Below are 21,513 nucleotides of genomic sequence, written 5' to 3'. Positions count from 1 at the left end.
CTCGGGAGCGCCATCAGATTCGGTGCTCGGATCGCAACAAATCCGCGGCGCGCTCGCCAATGACGACGCACGGCGCCATGGTGTTGCCGGTGGTGATGCGGGGCATCACGGCGGCGTCGGCGACGCGGAGATTGTCGACGCCATGGACCCTCAACGCGCCGTCAACCACCGACATGTCGTCGCGCCCCATCTTGGCGGTGCCGCATTGATGCCAGAACGTGCGTGTCGCGTTGCGGATGAATGCTTCCAGCTCTCCGCCGGACAGGTTGCCGGGCATCACCTCACGCTTGACGTACGAGCTCAGTGCGGCAGAGTTTCCGATCTCGCGGGACAAGGTGATACAGGCGAGCGCCGCGTCGACGTCGGCGCGTTCCGCCAGTGCGTTGGTGCTGATGCGCACGGGGGCCGTCGGATCGGCGCTGGCGAGACCGACCCGTCCCCGGCTGTGCGGATGGGCGATTGCCGAGAACATGGTCCATCCCGAAGCCGGCAGGCCGTACTTCGCGATGTTGTCCGGTGTGGACAGGGGGGCCTCCGCCTGCCAGATGAAGATGTCGGGCGTGTCGCTCGCGGCGTCGATGTGTTCGAACACCACCACCTCCGATCCGTTATTGCGCAGTGGCAGAGCGGTATCGGGATATTCCCAGACGCAATCGAACGCGGTGTGATCCTGAAGATTCTTGCCGACCCCCGGCAGGTGACGCCGGACGTCGATGCCTAGACCGCGAAGTTCATCCCGATCACCCAACCCGGACAGCATGAGCACCTTCGGCGTGTTCATCGCACCCAGCGACAGCACCACTTCGGCGGCGGCAGCGATCATGTGGGTCCGTCCGCGGTAGACGAGCTCGACACCTTGTGCTCGAAGCCCGCGGACGATCACCCGTGTCACCAATGCCTCGGGAAGGACGGTCAAATTCGGGCGATCCATGTACGGGTAGGTGTAGGTCCGAAAGATCGACAGCCGCTCGCCGCCGCACACCCGCAGATCCCCGATCGCCACCCCACGCTCGGACTCCATCATGCGGCCATTGGGGTTTTCAAAATGCGGAAACCCATTGGCCTTGGCGGCCCGCAGCATTGCCAGGGCGACGGGATGCGGGTCGGGCGCCGGTTGGACGTAGACCTCCCCGCCGGTGCCGCGGAACATCGGATCGGGTTTCCCGCGCCAATCCTCGATCCGTCGGTAAACGTCCGATATGGACTGGTACCCCCAAGCCGGATCGCCCGACTCTTTGGCGAAGAGGTCCCAATCACGGGCATGCCCGCGTGACCAGACCATTGCGTTGATACTCGATCCGCCACCGAGCACCTTGCCCATTGCCATCTGCAATCGGCGACCGTCAAGGTTTGGGTCCGGCTCGCCGCTATAGCACCAGTCCCGGTCACTGCCGATATTCGTCGCCCAGGCCGTCGGGTCGACGACGGCCGGAACATTGTCGTCGCCGCCGGCCTCGATCAAAAGCACATGGACGGAGGGGTTTTCGGCCAGCCTGCGGGCAACCACCGAACCGGACGACCCCGAGCCGCACACCACGAAGTCGTACACGCTGCGCAGCGCGGCGCGCAGGTGCCGCTGATTGGCCTGCACCTTCCGATCGAATTCGGCGTCGGTATAGCGGGCAACACATTCGGTCGGCGCCCCGCTCGCGTTGGTGCTCATGGTCATTCGACGACTCCGTTCGTTTCGAACACCCATGCTAGGCAGGCCGAAACCCTCGGTCACGTAGCTGTCCGCTCAGCGGACACCCGGAAGATGCGTTATGCCGAAAGCTGTTTGGCGATCTGGTCCGCGGCGCGGCGGATCAAGGTAGCGAATCGACTGGATGGCCGTTCGACCGGCGTCGAAATCTGCAGGGCGGCCTCGATGCGTCCCCCGACCCGAACGGCCGACGCGTAGCAGGTCAGTTCCGAATACACGCGCGCGTCGTCATTGGCCCAGCCGTTGACCGGATTGGCTCGCTCCGGTGCCGCACTGGGGTCGAAGACCAGCGCCGCCGCGGATGCACTCGGCATCTCGATACCGGTGTGAATGGGAGTGGCGAGGGCCACCCGCCCCGGCACCACTTCCAGGGCGCTATAGCCACTCCCCTTGGGGACAACCAGCGAGATCGTCGCGCCCGTGCGGCCGCGTAGGGCTCGCATCATCGCCACCCCCTTTGCCCGCAGCTCGGCGTGCGGATCGGCGCGTCGAGCGATATCCGCCAGTAGTGCCGACGGCACATACCTTCCGTCGGGGAGGCGTTCCACCGCGCCGACCGCTTGCAATTGCGAAATCAGGCGGTATACCGACGACCGGGGAATCCCGGTGATCCGTGCCAGTTCGCTGTGTTGGTGATCACGCCCGGCGTCCGGCAACGCCTGCAACAGCCGGAAGGCGCCGTCCAGCACGCCGCGGTCGCCCCGGGGCCGTGCCTCATCGCCTTTGGTCAAGTCAATGCCCCGCGTTTTGCCCGCCGTCGATGTGGAGGGTTTCGCCGGTGACGAACGGCGACTGCTCCAGGTATCCGACCCCGCGGGTGATGTCGGCGATCGCGCCGACCCGGTGTTGCGGATGCATGTGCGCGTACACGGCGTCGACGTCGGTTCCGGCGTGCATGGGGGTGTTGATGACGCCGGGGGAGACGGCGTTGACCCGGATACCCCGGGCGGCGTATTCGATGGCCAAAGAGGCGGTGACGGCGGCAAGGGCGCCTTTGGAGAGGGCGGTTAGTGCCGCCGGGATGCGGGCGTCCGGCTGCTCGATGAGGGCGGTGGTGATGTTGACGATGTGACCGCCGTCGCCCTGGGTGAGCATCTGGGCGATCGCTCGCTGGGTGAGGTGGAAGAAGCCGCCCACGTTGGTGCCCAGGACTTGCTCGTAGTCCTGGCAGGTGTAGTCGGTGAACGGCTTGGGCATGAAGATGCCGGCGTTGTTGACCACGGTATCGATGCGCCCGAAGCGCGAGAGCGTTTCGCTGACAATGCGTTCGGCGGTGTCGGAGTGGCCGATGTCGCCGGGCACGGTGAGGACGTCGGGCCCGCCGCACGGGGCGATGCCGCGGGAGTTGGCCGCGACGCGGTAGCTCATCGCGCGGTACGTTTCGACGAGCGCCGCCCCGATGCCGCGGGAGGCGCCGGTGATGACCGCGACTTTGGTCATGGCATCAGCTCGGAGAGAATGGTTTTGACGGGTGCGGACCGTGCGTGGCGGTATTGGGTTCCCGCCCACAGGCTGGTCCCGTCGGGATCGCCGAGGGTGTCGGCGGCGGCCAGGATCGGTAACGTCAGGTGCGCGATCTCCGGGAACCCGAAGACGGCATGGTCTTCGTGATCTCGCACGAACCGGTTGCGCAGCGATCGGGCGTAGCGTCCGGTGAAGGCGCGGGTGAGCACGGTTTCGGTGAATTGCGGGTCGCCCAGGGCGGCGCGGTGCACGGGGCTCGTCCCGGCCTCGTCGGCCAGCAGCAGGGCGGTGCCGAATTGGGCAGCGGCGGCCCCCTTCTGGAAGACCCGGAGGACGTCGGCGGCATTCGCCAGCCCGCCCGCCGCGACGACGTCACACCCGACCGCGTCGAGCACGCCCGCGAGCAGGTCGTCGAGGCCGACCGAGTCGGGTAGGGTGTCCGGCGCGAAGGTGGCCCGGTGTCCGCCGGCATCCGGTCCCTGTACCACCAGGGCGTCGACGCCACGGCTGACGGCCTGGCTGGCTTCGTCGACGCTCGTGACAGTGCCGAGGATGAGAATGCCGTCCTGGCGGAGTCGGCGGCACACATCCTCGCTCGGTAGGCCGAAGGTGAACGACACCGCTTCGGGCCGCAGGTCGTGCACCAGGTCCAGCTTGGCCCGCCAGCCGAAGTCGTCGTGTCGCGGGGTGCCCAGGGGTGTGGCATAGCGTCCGACCTCCGCCGACAGCCGCCGCGCGTAGGTGTCCACTTCGCCGGGGTCAGCGGGGACATCGTGGGGGACAAACAGATTGACCCCCATAGGCCCCGCCGTGAGCGCTCGCGCTTCGGCGATTTTCTCGGCCAGAAGCTCCGCCGGAATCAAGCCGCCGGCCAGGAAGCCCAGGCCGCCGTGATTGGAAAACTCGGCGGCGAGGGCCGGGGTCGACGGGCCGCCCGCCATCGGGGCCGAAACCGCCGGCACCCGCAGATCCCTCAAAGCGAAGCGCCCTAGCACGTTTGCGGCCTCGGCGGCCGGACACAGGTCATACGAGTTGAACGAGCCGGCACTCGGCTCGGTTCATCGGGATCCTGTCAACGCAGCATTCGGGCGTACAGCAGGCTGTCCTGCGGCTCCGGGCCCATGGTGGGGTAGACGGCGTGCCGGGCCAGCCGCCCTTCGAGGACGAACCCGGCGTGCTCCAGGAGTCGGGCCGAGCGTTCGTTCTGGGGACTGCACGTCGCCCACACGCGGTACACGTCGCGGTCGGCCTCCAGCGCCGCCAGCAGCATGACGAGCACCTCGGACATGAATCCTTTTCCCCACCAACGTTTTCCGAGGCAGTAGCCGACCTCGACCGAGTGTGGCACCGGCCGCCTGCAGCTGGCGAGCCCGATGACCTCGCCGCTGTGACGCAGCTCGATCACCCAGGTGCGCTCCTCCTCGTTGGCGTTGAGTTTCTCGGCGATCACCCGCCGCGTCGCCGCCACGTCTCGATGTGGTGCCCACAACAGGTATTTCGTGACCTCGGGGTCGCGGGCGACCCGCTGATAGAGCGCGCCCGCGTCGTCGAGGACCGGCGGTCGCAGCACCAGCCGGGGTCCAATGATGCGCTCCGGCGGGTAGGCGACCATGGCGCTGCGTCTCAAAGACCGAGGGCCTGGTAGGTGCGGCGAACGAATCTCGGTTGCGCCGTGCGGAGTTTCGCGAGCGAGGTGTTCCCGGCCACGGCCGTGGCGGCGTCCACGCTCAGGTCCGGCAGGTTCTGGATCAGGTAGATCAGGATCAGATCCGCCGTCGGGTCGGCCTGCCACCACGTCCCGTACGCGCCGGGCCAGCTGAACGTCCCGGCGCCGCCCGGCCCGAACAGGGGGAGCGACTTGGCCGGGTCGGTCACCACGGACAGATTCAATCCGAAGCCACGACCGACCCAGTACGGGGCTCCCAGGAAGTTGTGCCGCTTCTGGTCGTCGGTGAGCTGATCGGTCCTCATCAGCCGGGCCGACTCCGGTGACAAGACCCGCACGCCGTCGATGGTCCCCTCGCCCAGCAGCATGCGCACGAAGCGCAGATAGTCGTCGGCGGTCGACCACAACCCCCCACCTGCGTTGCAGAACGAGGGCGGCTTGACGTGCGGCGGGCCCATCACGCCGTGCCGGAGCCGCTCGTTCTCGTCGAGCGAATACATGGTTGCGGCGCGCCGCCGCGCCTCCGGGGTGACGAAGAACCCGGTGTCGACCATGCCCGTCGGGCCCAGGACCCGCTCCCCGAGCACCTGGTGGAACGGCTTGCCGTCGACGCGAGAAGCGATGACACCCAACAGGTCTATCGAGTGGCTGTAGGTGACCCGCTCGCCGGGCTGATGGACCAGCGGCAGCTTCGCGAGTGCTTCGAGCCAAGCGTCCGGGCCCTGATTGAACGGCAGCCGCATGTAGGCCTTGGAGATCGGCCCCGTGACCGAAAAGGCGTACGCCAGGCCGCTGGTGTGGGTCAGCAGGTCCTCGATGAGGATGGTGCGCTGCACCGGGTGCGTCCGGTCGAGGGGACCGTGCGGGTCGTCCAGCACCCGAAGGCCCGCCAACTCCGGTGCCCACCGCGTGACCGGGTCCTTGAGGGTGAGCTTCCCCTCGTCCACGAGGCTCATCACCGCGGCGACCGTGACGGGCTTGGTCATCGACGCGATGCGGAACAGGGTGTCGCGCTGCATGGGCAGGCCCGCGTCGATGTCACGGTGGCCGATCTCGTTGACCTGCAGCACTTCTCCGCGCTGCCAGACCAATGTCACCGCACCGGCGAGCAGGCCGGCGTCGCACACCTCTCGGATGGTGGCCTGATTGTTGTCGAGATTCACCCGGTTCAGGGTAGTGCGTGCTGTCCAGTTCGCGGCGCATGGTCGCGGGCTCCAGCGGTCATGGCATCCGCGCGGGTTTCACACACCCCGATCATGACAGCCCGCGTTACTGACGTGCGTCCACTTGTTCCGGGGAACCCCAGTCCCCACAGCCGTCCACCGCACTGTCAGCAACCATCTCGCATCGCCCGTCAGCATTATCTCTAAGCCATTCGGCCAACTCGGCCACGCTGGGGTTGTCGAATACGGCCTGGATCGGGACCTCGATCCCCAATTCAGACTGCAACCGTGCCACGAGCCGAGCCACTGACAGTGAATGTCCGCCAAGATCGAAAAATGCGTCGTCGATCCCGATCTCGGTCACCCCTAGGGTTTCGGCGAACAATTCGGCCAACACCGTTTCATGGGGATCGCGCGGCTTTCGATATGCCAGCCCGGACGTGAATTCTGCGGCGGGCAATGCCCGCCGGTCAAGCTTGCCATTGACCGTCAACGGCAACGACTCCAACAGCACGATCGCCGCCGGAACCATAAATTGGGGCAACCGCTCACCCAGGTACGCGCGCAGCTCGGCAGCTCGATCGATCGCCGAAGGGTCGTTTACGTAACCCGCAAGGCTGCTTCCATCCGTGCTCGGTCGATACACATCCGACAACGGCAGGGGCGTTGCGTCGTCTGGCGTTTGTGCGGGGCGGGTGTAGATGAGGTCGATGTGACCGGCAGTCTGCGACCAGGTCACCGCGACCGCGTATCCCGCGTGCTGCCCGAGCGCCTGACATTCGTGGGGCAACACCGCGTCGGCTCGGGTTGCTGTCGAGCTCAGATTGGTGACCGGCGACCCGTCCTCGGCGTTTGCCAGGGCCTGTGTCATCGCTACATCGGGCCATATGCCCGCATGAGGCACTCCGGTGACTCGCAGGGCCGCTGGCTGATTGCCCTGCAGATATGTGCCTAAGGAGGCCAGGCTGGCGAATTGCTGCCATGGCAGGGCCGGTACGTGCTTCCTAGAGGCCGCCACCACCGGCGCCTTCCACAACAACACGTCGTATCGGTAGCAGCTGAGCTCGTTAACGGAAGTCATTTGCTTGAGCTGGACGTCGACCGCCGCGATGTCGGGGAGGTGCTGTGGTAGCGCATCGAAAAATTCCGGCGCCAACAAGAGTTCCTGCTCGGCGAGCATGGCCCGACGCACCTGCTGACGCATCATCGCGACGGTGTCCCCTACACCCGTGGCGCCAGCGCGCAGCGTCCCGGTGGTAAATGCTTCCAGCAGTGCCAAGTTCCGCACATCGCCGACATATACCGCGCCACCCGGTGCCAGCAGCCGCAATGCCAACCTCAGCACCTCGAGCAGATACCCCGCGCTGGGGAAGTACTGGACGACCGAGTTGAGCACCACCGCATCGAAATGACCCACGGGCAAGCCGTCGGCCACGTCGGCCGGCTGCACCCGCAACCGCACCCGGTCCGCCCATGGTTGCGATGCCACCCGAGCCTGCAGCGTTTGGATCGTCGCCGCAGAGAAGTCTGTACCCCAGTACTCGACACATTCGCCGGCCAGCTCGGTAAGCAACAGTCCGCTGCCAACCCCGATCTCCAACACCCGCGCCGGGCGTAGCCGGCGGATCTGCTGCGCCGTGGCCGTCCGCCATTCCAGCATCTGCTCAACCGGGATTGGAGCGCCGGTGTAGCTGCTGGTCAAACCGTCGAAGTCGGCCTCGAAATCGGCCTCGAAATCGGCCACTGACGCGGTCGGGGAGCCCTCCTGGTCCGCTGAACCGGAATACATCCCGTCGTATGCCCGCCGCCACCGGTCGACCAGCTCCGCTTCCCGCTCCGGGTCGCGCTCCATTACCTGCCGATCAAGCACGACATAGCCCACCAACTGCTTGTCGTCCACGCCGTCGACGGCATCGGCGGCCGAGCTGGCGACCACCACCGCTTGGCTCACCAGCGGATGAGCCGCTAGCGCAGCCTCCACCTCGCCGCACTCGATTCGGAACCCGCGGATTTTGACCTGCCCGTCGGCACGCCCCAAATACTCCAGCTGCCCATCATCGCGCCAGCGCACCACATCACCGGTGCGATACATCCGAGCCCCCGGCACCCCGAACGGGCAGGCCACAAACCGCGACGCCGTCAACCCCGGCCGACGCCAATACCCATAGCTCACTCCCCGGCCCGCCACGTACAGCTCACCTGCCGCACCCGGCGGCACCGGGCGTAACCATCCATCCAGTACAAACAGCGCCGCTCCCGGCACCGGTGAGCCGATCGGCGGCGGTCCCGAACCCGGCGTCAACGGCGCACTGTTCGTCGCGTCCACCGTGGTCTCGGTGGGGCCGTAGACGTTGAGCATCACCCGCCCGGGCGCAAAGCGATCTACCACCTCGCCAGGGCAGGCCTCACCGCGCACCACCAGCGCCAACGATCCCAACTCGTCTGGTGACAGCATGCCCACAGCTGTCGGGGTCTGGCTCAAGACGTCGATCTGCTCGTCGATCAGCAGGGCGTGAAAGTCTTTGGGCGAGCGTGCAACCGCTTCGGGCACTACCACCAGCCGCCCGCCGTGCAAAAGTGCAGCCCAGACCTCGTGAACCGAAGCGTCGAAGGCATAGGAATGCCACTGGGCCCATACCCCCGCCCTGGGCAGGGGTGCATATGCCGTCTCGATCAGTTGGGTGACGTTGTGATGGCAGACCGCGACGCCTTTAGGCTTGCCGGTGGTGCCGGATGTGTAAATGATGTATGCCACATTGGTTGGGTCTGGGTGGGCCAGTCCGGTGCTGGGTTGGTCGTCAATTGCCGGGTCGTCGACATCGATCACCATGACGTCGTGACCGGTCAGCCGCGGGCACATCCCGGCGGTCGTGATGATGGCCGTGGGGGCAGCGTCCTCAACGATAAATGCGATGCGGGCGTCTGAGTCTCGAGGATCAATAGGCAGATATGCGGCTCCGGTTTTGAGCACCGCCACGATAGCGATGATCGCGAGAGCCGAACGTTCAAACAGCAGACCTACCACATCGCCAGGGCCAACCCCCGCGCCCTCCAGGAGGTGCGCAAGTCGATTGGCGGCTTCGTCGAGCTGACGGTAAGTCCACGAATCCTGCTCGAAGACCAGTGCCACCGCATCGGGGGTGCGTGCGACTTGGTAGCTGAACAACGCCGGAACAGACTCCGCAGACGACGAACCCGTCGGCTGAGTTAAGATGGCCCGGTTGCCCATGTCAGCCAGCCGGACATGCTCATATCCAGCAAGTGGATCGATCGAGGACAACGACCGCCCTGGATCTGCCGCCATCGTTACCAGCATCCGCTGCAACCGCTCCACCAGGTCGGAAGCATCGAAATCCGACAACGGATGCGCAACACCTGTCGTGCTCAGAAATACGTCATCCCCGGACCTAAAAAAGAACAACCCGAACTGGTCGACGAGGCCGAGATGGGTGGGTGTCATCCATGCGGGCGAACCAGCAAACTCGCCTGCAAGCGTAATCGGAACGAAGTTGACAACCACTCGGTTCGACATCCCAACAGGACCCCCGAGGCGGGATTCGTATTCGACAATGTGTGCCGAAAACCGCTGATGCTGCACGGTTTCGCGGATCCGTGTATCGACGTGGTCACAGAAGTCGGCCACCGAAGTCGCCGCCGAGGCATTCAACACCAGTGGTACCACTCCGGCAACCATTCCCGGCACTGCTTTTGACCTCGGATCCACCCGCCTGTTTACCGGTAAATCGAGCACCACCTCCGAACTCTCAGTGCCCCAGCCACGCACCAGCAGCGCGCACGCCGCGGTGATCACCGACGATTGACGGATTCCCAATATCGTTGACAACTCGTTGATTCTGCCGACGACAGAACGGTCAAACGCCACAAGCGCAGAACCCTCACCGAGGCAATCGCCACTCTCGGTCGAAGTCAACCGATAACGCGGACCGCTTTCCGTTGGTACGTTCTTCGCCCAATAAGCCTGATCGTCGAGGTAATCGCTGGAATCTTCGTATTCCGCCTCGCAGGCAAGCAGCTCATTCAGCGAGCCGACGTGCGACTGACTGCTAGGAATCCCCGAAGCAAGGGACGTATAGTTATCTATTGTCCAATGATAGAGAAGACCAATACCGAACCCGTCTACGACTATATGATGGCAGCATACGAACAGATAAAACTCGTCTACTTGGGTCTGCATCAATGCAAACTTGAATAGCGGTCCGCTGAATGGCATCGGTGTGCTTTGGATTAATGACGCTAGCTGACGGGCTGCCACTGCGGGTTCTGGCGAGGCCGTCAAGTCATATCGGGCGAGCTCAACGTCTTGATAATCAACCGATTTCTGGAACGGCTGGCCGTCTATTTCGAAGAATGTGGCCCTAATCGGTTCGGCATCTTGTACCGTTTTCCGAACCGCCCGCTCGACCAGATCAGGGTCTACCGGGCCTTCGATTCGCACGAGTATGCCTATGTGCCATTTCGCGCCGTGGTTGTGTACTTTGTGTGCAAGCCATATGCCCAGCTGCGCCTGTGTCAGCGGCAGCACGCTCGGATCACGTTCCATCACGCTAACGCTGTCCGGGGCGGCCTCGGCCAGCCTGCTTCCCTCGTCGGCTCCTCGGTCGTGTATCGATCCATTGCTTTCCGGTGGGATCCGTACACGCACCGCGGTCGGATTCACTGTGTCGTTGTCCAATGGATTTGAGTTCACAAACACTCCTTGAGTCCGAAAAAGAATCCATATTCTGTTTATTCTTTTATCCTTGTAAAGCGGCATGAAGGCATGACAGGGCCACCCGCGTTGCCGTGACGGTGTGATTCTTTACTGGCAATACCCGGGGTTCGGGTACGATGTCGTGCTACCTTTCGGGGCATCCGCCGGACGCGTTGCCGGCCGATTCGATAAGGCGCGCGACCGCCTGTGTGTTTAGCCCGGCGTTGTCATCCGGGTCTCAATTCGTGCCAATTACGCAAAGTCGACGGCGCCCGCTAGTTCGCGTGTCCAACGCGGCGCATAAGTGACGGCATTAGGAGGATTAGCACAACAAGACATCCGTGTCCCTCGCTTCGCTATCTCGCGTTGTCCCCCGTGTCAATTACGAGGCTATCATGCAGTCGTCCAATAAGCAGAGCAAAGGGATCTGTTGGATCGGAACGGACAGCCCGAACGACGAATCTTCATCGCAACGACACCCGGAATTAACCAAATATCTTCCGTTGCAGCCACACTCGCCGATGCGCGGATTCATACCGCAGGGCTGCGCCCAGGTGTAGCCCTGCAGGGTTTCGCTGTAGATGTCGTAGCAGTAGTCGACCAGCGCTCGGCGCGGCTCGACTATCTGGATTCGGAGGACCAGCCCAAAGGGATTGCGTACGATACGATCTCGTGGTCGTTCCGGATGGAGACCACGCTCGCTCAGCAGCCTGGCGGCCAACATCGTCGCGCGGGGCAACCGCGACCGCCTCGGCTGCCGCATCACCGTCAACGGTATTGTCCGCGAAGCGCTTCTGGTTATGCCGCACCACGCCGAGACGACGTGCCTGGTGAGATCCGAGTGACGGCCGAGCCCCGCATCGGCCTGCTGTTTACCGCCGCCCGGACGATCCGTTGGCTGGCGCTGCCGATCGTCGTGATTTGGGCGGCGCTGACCGTCGTCGTGAACATCGCGGTTCCGCAGCTGTCCGAGATCGCAAGAGCCCGATCTCGTTGAGGCCCAGCGACGCTCCCTCGTTGGCCGCCATGAAGCGGGTCGGCAGAGCCTTCCAGCAGTTCGATTCCGCCACCACAGCGATGATGGTGCCGGAAAGCCGGGACGAGCCCGGCGGCGATGCGCATCGGTATTGCGACACACTCGTCACCAAACGTTCGCAACACACCGCCCACGTTGAACACGTTGAGAACTTCTGGGGCGACAGCCCGACCGCGGCCGGTTCGCAGAGCGCCGACGGCAACGCCGCGTATGTCGAGCTGTACCTCGCGGGCAACCAAAACAGCTCGCAGGCCAACGGTTCCGTGGCCGCAGTTCGGCAGATCGTCGACGGCGTGGGCCCCCTGCTTGGCGTCAAGGCCTACGTGACCGGCCCGCGCCCGCTGTCGGCCGACCGACGCGAGTGCGGTGACCGCGGCCGGACCACGATCGCCGGCATCACGATCCTGGTGATCGCCATCGTGCTGTTCATCGCCACCAGTCACCGCCGATGGTGCTGTGTGTGTGCTGCTCATGTCGGGATCGAGCGGGTGGCGGTCCAGGGCGTCATTGCGGCCCTGGCCAGCGCCGACGTCATCGGCCTGTCCACCTTCGCGGTCAGCGTGATGGTGGCACTGACCACAGCGGCCGCGACCGACTGTGCCATTTTCCTCTTCGGTCGCCATCAAGAAGCGCGCACCGCCGGCGAGGACCGAGAATCCGCCTACTAGACCATGTTTCGCGGCGCCGACCACGTGGTGTGGGGACCGGGCCTGACCGTCGCCGGGGCGACCTTCTGCGTGCGCTTCACGAGGCTGACCGTCGTCAACACGCTCGGGCGCGCCACGCTCCTTCTCCGTACTGGTGGTGATTATGGCCTCCCTCGCCCTGGCTCCCGCCGTGATCTCGCTCACGGGCCGGTTCGGCGCACTATACAAAAAACTCAACACGTTCGCCGCTATTTTGACGCGCCGGCAAAATAACGCGCCTCTTCGAGGGCCCAGCCGCGCACTGCGCGCGAGCACGCCGGTCCCACGGCACTGGTGGGGCGCGTCCGGAAAGCGCCGTACGCTCCAAGTGCTAGGCTGCCGTGCAGTCGACATCCTTTAACGGACCGTCCGGAGAGGCGGGGAAGGAGGTCAAGTTTCGTATGGGTGCTGCGGGTGACACCGGCGGCGAATCCCGCGAGTTGATGTCGGCGGCCGACGTCGGCCGTACCATTTCCCGGATCGCGCACCAGATCATCGAGAAGACCGCGCTCGACGGTCCCGACGCGCCACGCGTCGTGCTCCTGGGGATTCCGACCCGCGGCGTGCTCCTGGCCGAACGGCTGGCAGCCAACATCGGCGAATACAGCGGGGTCGACGTCGCGCACGGCGGCCTCGACATCACCCTCTACCGCGATGACCTGATGCAGAAGCCGCCGCGCCCGCTCGAGGCCACCTCGATCCCCGCCGGTGGGGTCGACGACGCGCTGGTGATCCTCGTCGACGATGTGTTGTACTCCGGGCGGTCGGTGCGCTCCGCCCTGGATGCGCTGCGCGACGTCGGCCGGCCGCGGGCGGTGCAGCTGGCGGTGCTGGTCGACCGGGGTCACCGCGAGCTGCCGCTGCGCGCCGACTACGTGGGCAAGAACGTCCCGACCTCCCGCGCCGAGAGCGTGCACGTGCTGCTGAACGAGCACGACGGCCGCGACGGGGTGGTGATCTCCCGATGACGCGGCACCTGCTCGCCGCCGGCGACCTCACCCGCGACGACGCGACGGCCATCCTCGATGATGCCGACCGTTTCGCGCAGGCGCTGGTGGGCCGCGAGATCAAGAAGCTGCCGACGTTGCGTGGCCGCACCGTGATCACCATGTTCTACGAAAACTCCACCCGCACCCGCGTGTCGTTCGAGGTCGCCGGCAAGTGGATGAGCGCGGACGTGATCAACGTCAGCGCGACCGGATCGTCGGTGGGCAAGGGGGAGTCGCTGCGCGACACCGCCCTGACGCTGCGCGCGGCCGGCGCCGACGCCCTGATCATCCGGCATCCGGCATCCGGCGCCGCGCACCTGCTCGCCGAGTGGACGTGCGCGAGCGGGTCTGGGCCGTCGGTGATCAACGCGGGCGACGGCACGCACGAACACCCGACGCAGGCGCTGCTCGACGCGCTCACCATCCGCCAGCGCCTCGGCGGGATCGAGGGCCGGCGCGTCGTGATTGTCGGCGACATCCTGCACAGCCGGGTCGCCCGTTCCAATGTCATGCTGCTGGACACCCTGGGTGCCGAGGTGGTCCTTGTCGCGCCGCCGACGCTGCTGCCCGTCGGGGTCGAGGGGTGGCCGGTCACCGTGTCGCACGACTTCGACGCCGAGTTGCCCGCCGCCGACGCGGTGCTGATGCTGCGGGTGCAGGCCGAGCGGATGAACGGCGGCTTCTTCCCGTCGGTGCGCGAATACTCGTCGCGGTACGGGCTTTCCGACCGCCGGCAGGCGATGCTTCCCGGCCACGCCGTGGTGCTGCATCCGGGGCCGATGCTGCGGGGCATGGAGATTTCGTCGTCTGTGGCCGACTCCTCGCAGTCGGCCGTCCTGCAACAGGTTTCCAACGGCGTGCACGTCCGGATGGCCGTGCTGTTCCACGTCTTGGTGGGGGCAGAGGAGATCGCTGCGTGAGCGTGTTCATCCGCGGGGTGCGGCTGTACGGTGAAGGTGACGCTGTCGACGTGCTCGTCGCCGACGGTCAGATCGCCGAAATCGCGCCACAGCTCGACATTCCCGGTGACGCCGACGTCATCGACGCAGGCGGACACGTGCTGCTGCCCGGGCTGGTCGACCTGCACACCCACCTGCGCGAGCCCGGCCGCGAATACGCCGAAGACATTGAATCTGGTTCGGCCGCAGCGGCTTTGGGAGGATTCACGGCGGTGTTCGCGATGGCCAACACCAACCCGGTGGCCGACAGCCCGGTGGTCACCGACCACGTGTGGCAGCGCGGCCAGCAGGTCGGGCTGGTCGACGTGCACCCCGTCGGCGCCGTCACCGTCGGGCTGGCCGGGGCCGAGCTCACCGAGATGGGCATGATGGCCGCCGGGGCCGCCCAGGTGCGGATGTTCTCCGACGACGGCGTCTGCGTGCACGACCCGCTCGTGATGCGCCGCGCCCTCGAATACGCCACCGGCCTGGGCGTGCTCATCGCCCAGCACGCCGAGGAGCCGCGGCTGACCCTCGGTGCCGTCGCGCACGAGGGACCCGCCGCCGCCCGGCTTGGCTTGTCCGGATGGCCGAGGGCCGCCGAAGAGTCGATCGTCGCGCGTGACGCCCTGCTGGCGCGGGACGCCGGCGCCCGGGTGCACATCTGCCACGCCTCCACCGCGGGCACCGTGGAGCTTCTCAAATGGGCTAAGCAGCAAGGCATCTCGATCACCGCCGAGGTAACCCCACATCACCTGATGCTCGACGACGGCAGGCTCGCCGGCTACGACGGGGTAAACCGGGTGAATCCGCCGCTGCGTGAGTCGTCCGACGCCGCGGCGCTGCGGCAAGCGCTGGCCGACGGGATCATCGACTGTGTGGCGACCGACCATGCACCGCACGCCGAACACGAGAAATGCGTCGAGTTCTCCGCGGCCCGCCCGGGCATGCTGGGTTTGCAGACGGCGCTGTCGGTCGTGGTGCAGACGATGGTGGTGCCCGGGCTGCTGACATGGCGCGGTCTCGCGCGGGTGATGAGCGAAAACCCGGCCCGCATCGTCGGTTTGCCCGACCACGGCCGCCCACTGGAGGTGGGGGAGCCCGCCAATCTCACGGTCGTCAACGCGGACGCCACCTGGACGGTCGCCGGGTCGGACTTCGCGAGCCGATCGGCCAACACGCCGTATGAGTCCATGACCCTGCCGGCCACCGTGACCGCGACGCTGCTGCGCGGAAAGGTCACCGCGCGGGACGGGAAGTGTTCGGGATGAATTCGGGCACCCTGGTGGGCTCGCTGATCTTCGCCGCGGTCGTGGTGGTGGTGATCGCGGTGGTGATCCAGCTGATGATGCGCAGCTGGCGCCGCCGCTCGCAGCGGCAGGAGGAACTCATCGGCGACCGGCCCGACGTGCCGGACCAGGTGGGCGCCGCCCTGGTCACCACTCGCGGCCACTATTGCGGTTCGATGATGGCGCCGGGATGGAACGAGCGCATCGCGGCCGGCGATCTCGGTTTCCGCAGCAGAGCGGTAATGACCCGCTACGCCGGCGGAATCTTGGTGGAACGCTTTCGGGCGCAGCCGATTTGGATACCGAAGGACTCGGTCACCGCCATCCGCATCGAGCGCAGCATGGGGGGCAGGGCCGTGGCCCGGATCGGGATACTGGCGATCCGGTGGCGGCTGCCCTCGGGCGTCGAGATCGACACCGGCTTCCGGGCGAATCACCGCGACGACTATGCCGAGTGGCTGGAGTCCCAGCAGGAGGGAGCCGCGTGAACAACAAAGCGGTATTGATTCTCGAAGACGGCCGCGTCTTCACCGGGACGCCGTTCGGCAAGGTCGGCCAAACGCTGGGCGAGGCGGTGTTCTCCACCGCGATGTCCGGCTATCAAGAGACGCTGACCGATCCCAGCTATCACCGCCAGATCGTCGTGGCGACCGCGCCGCAAATCGGCAACACCGGCTGGAACGCCGAGGACGCCGAGAGCCGCGGCGACAAGATCTGGGTGGCCGGATACGCCGTGCGCGACCCGTCGCCGCGCGCGTCAAACTGGCGTGCCACCGGCACGCTCGAGGACGAGCTGGTGCGCCAGCACATCGTCGGGATCGCCGGCATCGACACCCGGGCCGTGGTGCGCCACCTTCGCAGCCGCGGGTCCATGAAGGCCGGGGTGTTCTCCGGTGCGGCGCTCGCCGCTCCGGACGAGCTGCTGGAGCGGGTTCGCGGCCAGGCGTCCATGCTGGGCGCCGACCTCGCGGGCGAGGTCAGCACCCCGGACGTCTACATCGTCGAACCCGAGGTGCCGCACCGCTTTACCGTCGCGGCAATCGACCTGGGCATCAAGACCAACACCCCCCGCAACTTCTCCCGGCGCGGCGTGCGCAGTCACGTGCTGCCGGCCTCGGCGACCTTCGATCAGATTGCCGAGATCTCCCCGGACGGCGTGTTCCTGTCCAACGGCCCCGGCGACCCGGCCACTGCCGACCACGTCGTGGACGTCACCCAGCGGGTGCTTCAGGCCGGGATCCCACTGTTCGGAATCTGTTTCGGCAATCAGATTCTGGGCCGGGCGCTGGGCCTGTCCACCTACAAGATGGTCTTCGGCCACCGCGGCATCAACATCCCGGTCATGGATCACGTGACCGGCCGCGTCGCGGTCACCGCCCAGAACCACGGCTTCGCCCTGGAAGGGGAGGCGGGCCAGTCGTTCGACACACCGTTCGGCCAGGCGGTTGTCAGCCACACCTGCGCCAACGACGGGGTGGTCGAGGGGGTCAAACTCACCAGCGGGCGCGCCTTTTCGGTGCAGTACCACCCCGAAGCCGCCGCCGGGCCGCACGACGCGGAATACCTATTCGACCAATTCATCGACCTGATGGAAAGCGACCGATGACCGCCGCCGCCGCGAGCGTGCGCAGCGGTACGCAGATGTCGGCGTGTCGGCGTACAAACACGCACGCTCGCGCCAAGGAAGGGGAACGCTAGTGCCGCGTCGCACCGACCTCAACCACGTGCTGGTGATCGGCTCCGGGCCGATCGTCATCGGCCAGGCCGCGGAGTTCGACTACTCGGGCACCCAGGCCTGCCGGGTGCTGCGCGCCGAGGGGCTGCAGGTCAGCCTCATCAATTCCAATCCGGCCACCATCATGACCGACCCCGAGTACGCCGACCACACCTACGTAGAGCCGATCACGCCGGCGTTCGTCGAGAAGGTGATCGCCCAGCAGGCCAGGCGCGGCAACAAGATCGACGCCGTCCTGGCCACACTGGGCGGCCAGACGGCGCTCAACACCGCCGTCGCGCTGTACGAGAACGGGGCGCTGGAGCGCTACGACGTCGAGCTGATCGGCGCCGACTTCGACGCGATCCAGCGCGGCGAAGACCGGCAGCGGTTCAAGGACATCGTCGCCAAGGTGGGCGGCGAATCCGCCCGCAGCCGCGTGTGCTTCACCATGGACGAGGTCCGTGAGACGGTCGGGGAGGTCGGCCTGCCGGTCGTCGTGCGGCCGAGCTTCACCATGGGCGGGCTGGGTTCGGGGATGGCCTATTCCGCCGACGAGGTGGAACGGATGGCCGGCGCCGGGCTGGCCGCCTCGCCCAGCGCCAACGTGCTCATCGAGGAATCCATCTTCGGCTGGAAGGAATTCGAGCTCGAGCTGATGCGTGACGGCAACGACAACGTCGTGGTGGTCTGCTCGATCGAGAACGTCGACCCGATGGGCGTGCACACCGGCGACTCGGTCACCGTCGCGCCCGCGATGACGCTGACCGACCGCGAATACCAGCGGATGCGCGACCTGGGCATCGCGATCCTGCGCGAGGTCGGCGTCGACACCGGCGGCTGCAACATCCAGTTCGCCGTCAATCCCCGGGACGGGCGGCTGATCGTCGTCGAGATGAACCCGCGGGTGTCCCGGTCGAGCGCGCTGGCGTCCAAGGCCACCGGCTTCCCGATCGCCAAGATCGCCGCCAAGCTCGCCATCGGCTACACCCTCGACGAGATCGTCAACGACATCACCAAGGAGACCCCGGCCTGCTTCGAACCCACCCTCGACTACGTCGTCGTCAAGGCGCCGCGCTTCGCGTTCGAGAAGTTCCCCGGCGCCGATCCCGTCCTGACCACCACGATGAAGTCCGTCGGCGAGGCGATGTCGTTGGGCCGCAACTTCATCGAGGCCCTCGGCAAGGTGATGCGGTCGCTGGAGACCACCCGGGCCGGATTCTGGACGAAGCCGGATCCCGACGGCGGACTCGACGACGTCCTGACGCGGCTGCGGACGCCGACCGAGGGGCGGCTCTACGACGTCGAGCTGGCGTTGCGGCTGGGCGGCTCGGTGGAGCAGGTGGCCGAGGCGTCCGGCATCGACCCCTGGTTCGTCGCCGAGATCGACGAGCTGGTACGGCTCCGCGAGGACCTGGTCGCCGCCCCGGTCCTCGACGCGGACCTGCTGCGGCGCGGCAAGCACAGCGGGCTGTCGGACCGTCAAATCGCCGCTCTGCGGCCCGAATTGGCCGGCGAGAACGGGGTCCGCTCGCTGCGCGAACGGCTCGGCATCCACCCGGTGTACAAGACCGTGGACACCTGCGCGGCCGAGTTCGAGGCCAAGACGCCGTATCACTACAGCAGCTATGAGCTCGACCCCGCCGCCGAGACCGAGGTCGCCCCGCAGGCCGAGCGGCCCAAGGTGCTGATCCTCGGGTCCGGTCCGAACCGGATCGGCCAGGGCATCGAGTTCGACTACAGCTGCGTGCACGCGGCAACGACGTTGAGCCAGGCCGGCTTTGAGACCGTGATGGTCAACTGCAACCCGGAGACGGTGTCCACCGACTACGACACCGCCGACCGGCTGTACTTCGAGCCGCTGACCTTCGAGGACGTGTGCGAGGTCTTCCGCGCCGAAAGCGAGTCCGCCGGTGGCGGCCCCGGAGTGGCCGGCGTGATCGTGCAGCTCGGCGGCCAGACCCCCCTCGGCCTGGCGCAGCGCCTCGCCGACGTCGGCATCCCGATCGTGGGCACCCCGCCGGAGGCGATCGACCTGGCCGAGGACCGCGGCGCCTTCGGCGACGTCCTCACCACCGCGGGGCTGCCGGCGCCGAAGTACGGCACCGCAACGACCTTCGCGCAGGCCCGCCGGATCGCCGACGAGATCGGCTACCCGGTGCTGGTGCGCCCGTCGTACGTGCTCGGCGGCCGCGGCATGGAGATCGTCTACGACGAGGAGACCCTGAAGAGCTACATCGCCCGCGCCACCGAGCTCTCGCCCGAGCACCCGGTGCTGGTGGACCGCTTCCTCGAAGACGCGGTGGAGATCGACGTCGACGCGCTGTGCGACGGCGCCGAGGTCTACATCGGCGGCGTCATGGAACACATCGAGGAGGCTGGCATCCACTCCGGCGACTCGGCCTGCGCGCTGCCGCCGGTCACGCTGGGCCGCAGCGACATCGAGAAGGTGCGCCGCGCGACGGAAGCCATCGCCCACGGCATCGGCGTTATCGGGTTGCTCAACGTGCAGTACGCCCTGAAGGACGACATCCTCTACGTCCTGGAGGCCAACCCGAGAGCGAGCCGTACCGTTCCTTTCGTCTCCAAGGCCACCGCGATCCCCTTGGCCAAGGCCTGCGCCCGGATCATGCTGGGCGCCAGCATTTCCCAACTCCGCGATGAAGGCATGCTGGCGCGCGAAGGCGACGGTGCGCACGCGCCGCCGGAGGCCCCGATCGCGGTTAAGGAGGCGGTGCTGCCGTTCCACCGGTTCCGCCGCGCCGACGGTGCGGCCATCGATTCGCTGCTGGGTCCGGAAATGAAGTCGACCGGCGAGGTGATGGGCATCGACCGCGACTTCGGCACCGCCTTCGCCAAGAGCCAGACCGCCGCCTACGGGTCGCTGCCGGCCCAGGGCACCGTGTTCGTGTCGGTCGCCAACCGGGACAAGCGCTCACTGGTGTTCCCGGTCAAGCGCCTGGCCGACCTCGGATTTCGCGTCCTGGCCACCGAGGGTACCGCGGAGATGTTGCGCCGCAACGGAATACCGTGCGACGAGGTGCGTAAGCACTTCGAGCCGCCGCAGCAGGGTCGCCCGGCCGAGTCGGCCGTCGACGCGATCAGGGCCGGCGAGGTCGACATGGTGATCAACACGCCTTACGGCAACTCCGGTCCGCGCGTCGACGGTTACGAGATCCGCTCCGTGGCCGTATCGGTCAACATTCCCTGCGTCACCACGGTGCAGGGCGCCTCGGCCGCGATTCAGGGCATCGAGGCGGGCATCCGCGGCGACATCGACGTGCGGTCGCTGCAGGAGTTGCACAGCGCGATCGGCCCGGGCAACCCGCGGTGACGGGGTTCGGCGCCCGGCTGGCCGAGGCGAAGGCGCGCCGCGGGCCGCTGTGCCTGGGCATCGACCCGCATCCCGAGCTGTTGCGAGCGTGGGGCCTGCCGGTGACCGTCGATGGCCTCGCGGCGTTCTGCGACACCTGCGTCGAGGCGTTCGCGGGGTTCGCGGTCGTCAAGCCCCAGGTGGCGTTTTTCGAGGCCTACGGCTCGGCCGGGTTCGCGGTACTCGAACGCACCATCGCCGCGCTGCGCGCGGCCGGCGTCCTGGTGCTGGCCGACGCCAAGCGCGGCGACATCGGGACCACGATGGCCGCCTATGCGGCCGCCTGGGCTGGCGATTCGCCCCTGGCCGCCGACGCGGTGACGGCCTCGCCGTACCTGGGATTCGGCGCGCTGCGGCCGCTGCTGGAGGCCGCGGCGGCTCACGACCGCGGCGTCTTCGTGCTGGCGGCGACGTCCAACCCCGAGGGGGCGACCGTGCAGCGCGCGGCCTTCGACGGCCGCACCGTGGCGCAGCTCGTCGTCGACCAGGCGGCCGTGGTGAACAGGTCCATGAGCACCTCGGAGCCCGGCTACGTGGGCGTGGTGGTCGGTGCGACGGTGTTCGAGGCGCCCGACGTGAGCGCGCTGGGCGGCCCGGTGCTGGTCCCCGGTGTCGGGGCGCAGGGCGGGCGGCCGGATGCGCTGGGCGGCCTCGGTGGCGCGGCGCCGGGGCAGCTGCTGCCCGCCGTCGCCCGCGAGGTGCTGCGCGCCGGGCCGCGCGTGGCCGAACTGCGGGCCGCTGCCGAACGGATGCTGACGGCCGTCGCCTACCTGGGGGCCTAA

At 66.9% G+C, this 21,513-nt stretch carries 16 protein-coding genes and 1 pseudogene; 10 read left to right on the top strand and 7 right to left on the bottom strand.

Annotated elements, in window-relative coordinates; genetic code table 11:
- Positions 1-13 precede the first annotated feature (13 nt).
- The 7 genes from SKC42_RS13690 to SKC42_RS13660 form a co-directional block, all read right to left on the bottom strand.
- On the bottom strand, positions 14-1,669 hold the full coding sequence (locus SKC42_RS13690; protein WP_330965001.1) for a GMC family oxidoreductase: 1,656 nt from the start codon (positions 1,667-1,669) through the stop codon (positions 14-16).
- 92 nt (positions 1,670-1,761) lie between these two features.
- Entirely contained in the window at positions 1,762-2,391 is a 630-nt protein-coding gene (locus SKC42_RS13685; protein WP_330964842.1) for a helix-turn-helix domain-containing protein, read from the bottom strand.
- A 43-nt stretch (positions 2,392-2,434) separates the two neighbouring features.
- The gene (locus SKC42_RS13680; protein ID WP_330964841.1) at positions 2,435-3,142 is read right to left on the bottom strand and encodes an SDR family NAD(P)-dependent oxidoreductase; all 708 of its coding nucleotides are present in this window, start codon (positions 3,140-3,142) and stop codon (positions 2,435-2,437) included.
- Positions 3,139-4,128, bottom strand: a complete 990-nt coding sequence (locus tag SKC42_RS13675) for a nitronate monooxygenase (RefSeq protein ID WP_330964840.1) — start codon at positions 4,126-4,128, stop codon at positions 3,139-3,141. Before SKC42_RS13675 ends, SKC42_RS13680 begins: the two co-directional genes overlap by 4 nt.
- A gap of 110 nt (positions 4,129-4,238) precedes the next feature.
- The gene (locus SKC42_RS13670; protein ID WP_330965000.1) at positions 4,239-4,778 is read right to left on the bottom strand and encodes a GNAT family N-acetyltransferase; all 540 of its coding nucleotides are present in this window, start codon (positions 4,776-4,778) and stop codon (positions 4,239-4,241) included.
- Between the two features lie 11 nt (positions 4,779-4,789).
- Positions 4,790-5,995 (bottom strand): serine hydrolase domain-containing protein, encoded by a 1,206-nt coding sequence (locus tag SKC42_RS13665; protein ID WP_330964839.1) that lies wholly within the window; start codon positions 5,993-5,995, stop codon positions 4,790-4,792.
- 106 nt (positions 5,996-6,101) lie between these two features.
- Positions 6,102-10,769: a non-ribosomal peptide synthetase gene (locus SKC42_RS13660; protein WP_330964838.1), complete on the bottom strand. Its 4,668-nt coding sequence runs from the start codon at positions 10,767-10,769 to the stop codon at positions 6,102-6,104.
- A gap of 590 nt (positions 10,770-11,359) precedes the next feature.
- Between SKC42_RS13660 and SKC42_RS27725 the strand changes: the two genes are divergently transcribed.
- The 10 genes and pseudogenes from SKC42_RS27725 to pyrF all read left to right on the top strand — a co-directional run bounded on the left by SKC42_RS27725 (position 11,360) and on the right by pyrF (position 21,513).
- On the top strand, positions 11,360-11,551 hold the full coding sequence (locus SKC42_RS27725; protein ID WP_442932131.1) for an MmpS family transport accessory protein: 192 nt from the start codon (positions 11,360-11,362) through the stop codon (positions 11,549-11,551).
- Positions 11,548-11,703 (top strand): hypothetical protein, encoded by a 156-nt coding sequence (locus SKC42_RS13655; RefSeq protein ID WP_330964837.1) that lies wholly within the window; start codon positions 11,548-11,550, stop codon positions 11,701-11,703. The genes SKC42_RS27725 and SKC42_RS13655 overlap by 4 nt, the downstream gene beginning before the upstream one ends.
- Positions 11,704-11,732: 29 nt before the next feature.
- Positions 11,733-12,662: pseudogene (locus tag SKC42_RS13650) on the top strand (MMPL family transporter).
- Positions 12,663-12,829: 167 nt separating this feature from the next.
- Positions 12,830-13,396, top strand: a complete 567-nt coding sequence (gene pyrR, locus SKC42_RS13645) for a bifunctional pyr operon transcriptional regulator/uracil phosphoribosyltransferase PyrR (protein WP_330964836.1) — start codon at positions 12,830-12,832, stop codon at positions 13,394-13,396.
- Positions 13,393-14,337 (top strand): aspartate carbamoyltransferase catalytic subunit, encoded by a 945-nt coding sequence (locus tag SKC42_RS13640; protein ID WP_330964835.1) that lies wholly within the window; start codon positions 13,393-13,395, stop codon positions 14,335-14,337. Before pyrR ends, SKC42_RS13640 begins: the two co-directional genes overlap by 4 nt.
- Positions 14,334-15,626 carry a dihydroorotase gene (locus tag SKC42_RS13635; RefSeq protein WP_330964834.1) on the top strand — a complete coding sequence of 431 codons (1,293 nt, stop codon included), beginning with the start codon at positions 14,334-14,336 and terminating at the stop codon, positions 15,624-15,626. Before SKC42_RS13640 ends, SKC42_RS13635 begins: the two co-directional genes overlap by 4 nt.
- Positions 15,623-16,132 (top strand): PH-like domain-containing protein, encoded by a 510-nt coding sequence (locus SKC42_RS13630; protein WP_330964833.1) that lies wholly within the window; start codon positions 15,623-15,625, stop codon positions 16,130-16,132. Before SKC42_RS13635 ends, SKC42_RS13630 begins: the two co-directional genes overlap by 4 nt.
- Entirely contained in the window at positions 16,129-17,250 is a 1,122-nt protein-coding gene (carA, locus tag SKC42_RS13625) for a glutamine-hydrolyzing carbamoyl-phosphate synthase small subunit (protein ID WP_330964832.1), read from the top strand. The genes SKC42_RS13630 and carA overlap by 4 nt, the downstream gene beginning before the upstream one ends.
- A 91-nt stretch (positions 17,251-17,341) precedes the next feature.
- Positions 17,342-20,692, top strand: a complete 3,351-nt coding sequence (carB, locus tag SKC42_RS13620; RefSeq protein WP_330964831.1) for a carbamoyl-phosphate synthase large subunit — start codon at positions 17,342-17,344, stop codon at positions 20,690-20,692.
- Positions 20,689-21,513 (top strand): orotidine-5'-phosphate decarboxylase, encoded by an 825-nt coding sequence (pyrF, locus tag SKC42_RS13615; protein ID WP_330964830.1) that lies wholly within the window; start codon positions 20,689-20,691, stop codon positions 21,511-21,513. Before carB ends, pyrF begins: the two co-directional genes overlap by 4 nt.

This window comes from Mycobacterium sp. 050134, from assembly GCF_036409085.1.
In the GTDB taxonomy this organism is placed as follows: Bacteria; Actinomycetota; Actinomycetes; order Mycobacteriales; family Mycobacteriaceae; genus Mycobacterium.
This window is presented reverse-complemented; position numbering and strand designations above follow the sequence as displayed.